Here is a 3,374-nt window from a genome sequence, read left to right on the forward strand (position 1 = left end):
TGTCTACCAATTCAGGAACAATAGCCTGTTTCAGGGCATCAGAGGAGTTAGCTTGATTGTGGGTGTGACCATTTATCTGACCATTTATCTGAGAAGCTGGTAACTCAGAAGCTGGTAACTCAGAAGCTGGTAACTCAGAAGCTGGTAACTCAGAAGCTGGTAACTCAGAAGCTGTTAACTCAGAAGCTGGTAACTGAGAACCGGTCCGATAGAATTGGAGTAATTTACGATAGTAAACATTTGCCTCTTGCCATTTCCCCTGGCGATTCAAGGCTTCTGCCAGGTTTTGGTAAGCTACCACCGACTGGGGATTCCGCTCAATTACCTGGCGGTAACAAGCGATCGCTTCTGTTACCAGACCTTCCTTAAATAACTGATGTCCTAGATTAAGGTAGTCCTCTGGTTTAGCTTTATCCAACTCTAGCATCAGCTGATGATAACAGCATTTAAGGACTTCCTTTTGGTTTCCCACCTCAGTCCATACTTTAGCTAAGTTGCGATAAGCTCCAGCCAAATCGGGTTTTAGCTCAATCGCCTTTTGATAATATGCGATCGCATGTTGCCAATCCTGCTGACCGGCATACAAGCTACCGAGATTAGCATAAACTTCGGCAAAATCCGGCTCAATTTCCAAAGCTTGGCCATAGTAACCCATAGCTTCAGTAGTCTGACCCATGAACTGTAGCGCATTTCCCCAAATCTTGTAAACCTGGGCTGTATCTGGGGCAATTTTAATGGCTCGCTCACAGGCAGCTATCGCCTGTTGCCATTGTCTTTGCTTCAAGTAAGTCTGGGCCTGTTGTAGATAAACCGTGACTGCTTCCAAAAGACCTCCTGACTGATGTTGTTTACAGTGGCGCTCACTAGAGCTAGGAACAGATTGAGCTATAGATGATTTTCTTGATTGTGACGGATCTAACTCGATGGTTTCTAGTCCAGCCAATTTAATTGCTTTGCGATAGTAAGCAGTGGCTTGATCTAATTGACCTTGTTGCTTCAACGTTGCTCCTAGACGTTGGTAACCCAAACTCGATTTAGGGTCTAGTGCAATTGCCTGGTGATACTGGGTCACTGCTTGATTTAGTTGACCTTTTGCCCACAGGTAATCCCCATGATTTATACATGATTCTGCTGTTTTCTGTTCTCCTGCTAAGGGAATAGTTTCTAGTTGCGTAGGCTGATTACTGTGATGATTCTTGTGTTGTTCTCTAGATGCTTCTGATGTCGATAACCAGTTAACTAACGCAACAGGGGGGAGATGACCATTATTCCCATGCCAATGGTGATAATGGAGTCGATGGGGAGTGAGCAAGGTATCTTCTGCCATTGAGGGCAGCAGGCCATGTTTGGGGGATGCCGAACTAGTCAGAAAGTATCGTTTGAGTCGATGGAACATTTCCAAAGGCAACAGAGAACAGCTGTTCTGGGAGTAGGGAGTAGGGAGTAGGGAACAGTAGTCAATATCTAATTATTAGATATCGCTAGGAATTATATCTAATAATTTTTAAAAAATGGGTTAATCAGTTATTGCTCACGCGGTTTTGTTAACGACATTATTTGCAAACGAAATTATTAGCAGATAAGTCGCAATTATTGGTGTGATTCAATTCACAATTAGGCACACCTTTACCGAATTTTTACACAACTTTTACAGAAGCTTCATACTATAGCTGTCAAAAGAGTTACTTTATTAACAGTCTCTGAGACTTAAATAACCGATGAGAAAAATAGTGGTTGGGGTAATGGGGCCCGGTGACAAGGCCACTGCTACTGACATTAATCGTGCTTATCGTCTCGGTCAACTCATTGCTGATAATGGCTGGGTACTGCTAACCGGTGGCAGAAATGTGGGAGTGATGGATGCTGCCAGTCGGGGAGCCAAAATGGTTGGTGGGTTAACTATCGGGATTTTACCCAGCAACGACACTAGGGCCATGTCTGATGCTGTCGATATTGCCATCGTTACGGATATGGGCAATGCTCGCAATACGATTAATGTACTCTCCAGTGATGTGGTGATTGCCTGTGGAATGGGAATAGGAACAGCCTCGGAAATTGCTCTGGCTCTCAAAAGTTGGAAAAAGGTTGTTTTGTTGAGTGACCATCCAGAGAGTCAAGAGTTTTTCTGTAGTCTGTCCCAGGAGAATGTGTTTGTGGCAACAAGTCCAGAGGCTGCTATTGAGTTGGTTAAAACTATTTTAAGTCAGGATTAAATCTGTTTCACACCTAGGCCGGATCACAAGTAGTGTGTCAGTGCAACAGTTTTTTTGAGTGATTACAAATGCGTTCGCGTAGCGGCTCCAAAGGAGCATCGCACTGGAACTAATGCACAAAAGATACTGAAGACCCCCTATAGAGAAAGAAGACTAAAGAAATAAGTGTAACGATTTCGGACAATGCTCAAATTTAAATCTCTAGGCTTATCGATTATTTCCGCCTCCGTTGTTTTCCATAGTCAAGCACTTGCGTGTGTTCCCGAGTCTGTACTAGACCGGTTTACTAACTTTTATTTTTGGCAGGCTAATCCAGAAATGTCAGACAAGAATATCAAGTCTCATCAAACACAGTACAAAAAAGAGTGGTTAGCTATTAAAAAAGTTTTGAAAGACAGGATTGTCTGGAGGGAAATACCTAGCTGTTATGCTGATGATGTAACCTATGATTATGACTTGAAGGATTACCGGGAGACAATTACAGCATTAATCGATGCGGTATTCTATGCTAGTCACCCTGAGTTAAAGGGGCGTAAGTTAAGGCCAAGTGAAACCCACCTAGTTCGAGAGTGGAACTCGATAAAACAGAGTTTTTCATTTAGTTGGTGCTAGTGAGCTGGCGTTAATTAATAATGGAATGAATTGAAGAGTCTTGTAGAATAGGCATCTTGCTTCTAATCTTTTTAGGCATCTTGCCTGTTCCTATTTTGGCATTACTTAATAATGGAATGAATTGAAGAGTCTTGTAGAATAGGCATCTTGCTTCTTCCTAATCTTTTCCGGCGGGCAGGATGCCCACCCTACTCCTATTGATTTTAGGACTTACGCATTTGCCCCCGTGGGGACCAAATGCGTAAGTCCTTTTCTAAATTCTACATTCTAAATTCTAAATTCTACATTCTACATTCTTAATTCAAAAATGTTGTTCGCCTTTGGCGTTCGAGTAGGGTAGGTTGTCAGGTTGAAGGTTGTCAGGTTGAAGGTTGCGGCAGGAAACGGGCAAGATGCCCGTTTCACCAAGATGCCCGTGCCACCAAGATGCCCGTTCCACCAAAATGGCCATTCCAGCCACCTGGTCAAACAGCTTTAATGAGATGTACCCCTACTCCCTTGCCTATACTTAATTATAATTATTAAGCGGTTTTGCATTTAAATTAGATC

At 42.9% G+C, this 3,374-nt stretch carries 4 protein-coding genes; 2 read left to right on the forward strand and 2 right to left on the reverse strand.

The features are described from left to right. A partial coding sequence (locus tag F6K37_RS22515) for a tetratricopeptide repeat protein (protein WP_287252258.1) occupies positions 1-1,408 on the reverse strand: 1,408 nt, incomplete at its 3' end. Positions 1,409-1,718: 310 nt separating this feature from the next. Here F6K37_RS22515 and F6K37_RS22520 point away from each other — a divergent pair. Next, complete coding sequence (locus tag F6K37_RS22520) at positions 1,719-2,213, forward strand: TIGR00725 family protein (RefSeq protein WP_008181873.1); 495 nt, start codon at positions 1,719-1,721, stop codon at positions 2,211-2,213. A 183-nt stretch (positions 2,214-2,396) separates the two neighbouring features. Continuing rightward, entirely contained in the window at positions 2,397-2,825 is a 429-nt protein-coding gene (locus F6K37_RS22525) for a hypothetical protein (RefSeq protein ID WP_008181875.1), read from the forward strand. Positions 2,826-3,126: 301 nt separating this feature from the next. Here the strand turns inward: F6K37_RS22525 and F6K37_RS22530 are convergent, their stop codons facing one another. Continuing rightward, complete coding sequence (locus F6K37_RS22530; RefSeq protein ID WP_154659735.1) at positions 3,127-3,276, reverse strand: hypothetical protein; 150 nt, start codon at positions 3,274-3,276, stop codon at positions 3,127-3,129. Positions 3,277-3,374 lie beyond the last annotated feature (98 nt).

Origin of the sequence: Moorena sp. SIO4E2 (genome assembly GCF_010671945.1) — a bacterium.
Lineage (GTDB): Bacteria > Cyanobacteriota > Cyanobacteriia > Cyanobacteriales > Coleofasciculaceae > Moorena > Moorena producens.

What these genes read in the sequence shown, in the direction of transcription:
- F6K37_RS22520 (WP_008181873.1), top strand. Translation starts at nt 1,719, where the DNA reads ATGAGAAAAATAGTGGTTGGGGTAATGGGGCCCGGTGACAAGGCCACT.
- F6K37_RS22525 (WP_008181875.1), top strand. Translation starts at nt 2,397, where the DNA reads ATGCTCAAATTTAAATCTCTAGGCTTATCGATTATTTCCGCCTCCGTT.
- F6K37_RS22530 (WP_154659735.1), bottom strand. Translation starts at nt 3,276, where the DNA reads ATGGCCATTTTGGTGGAACGGGCATCTTGGTGGCACGGGCATCTTGGT.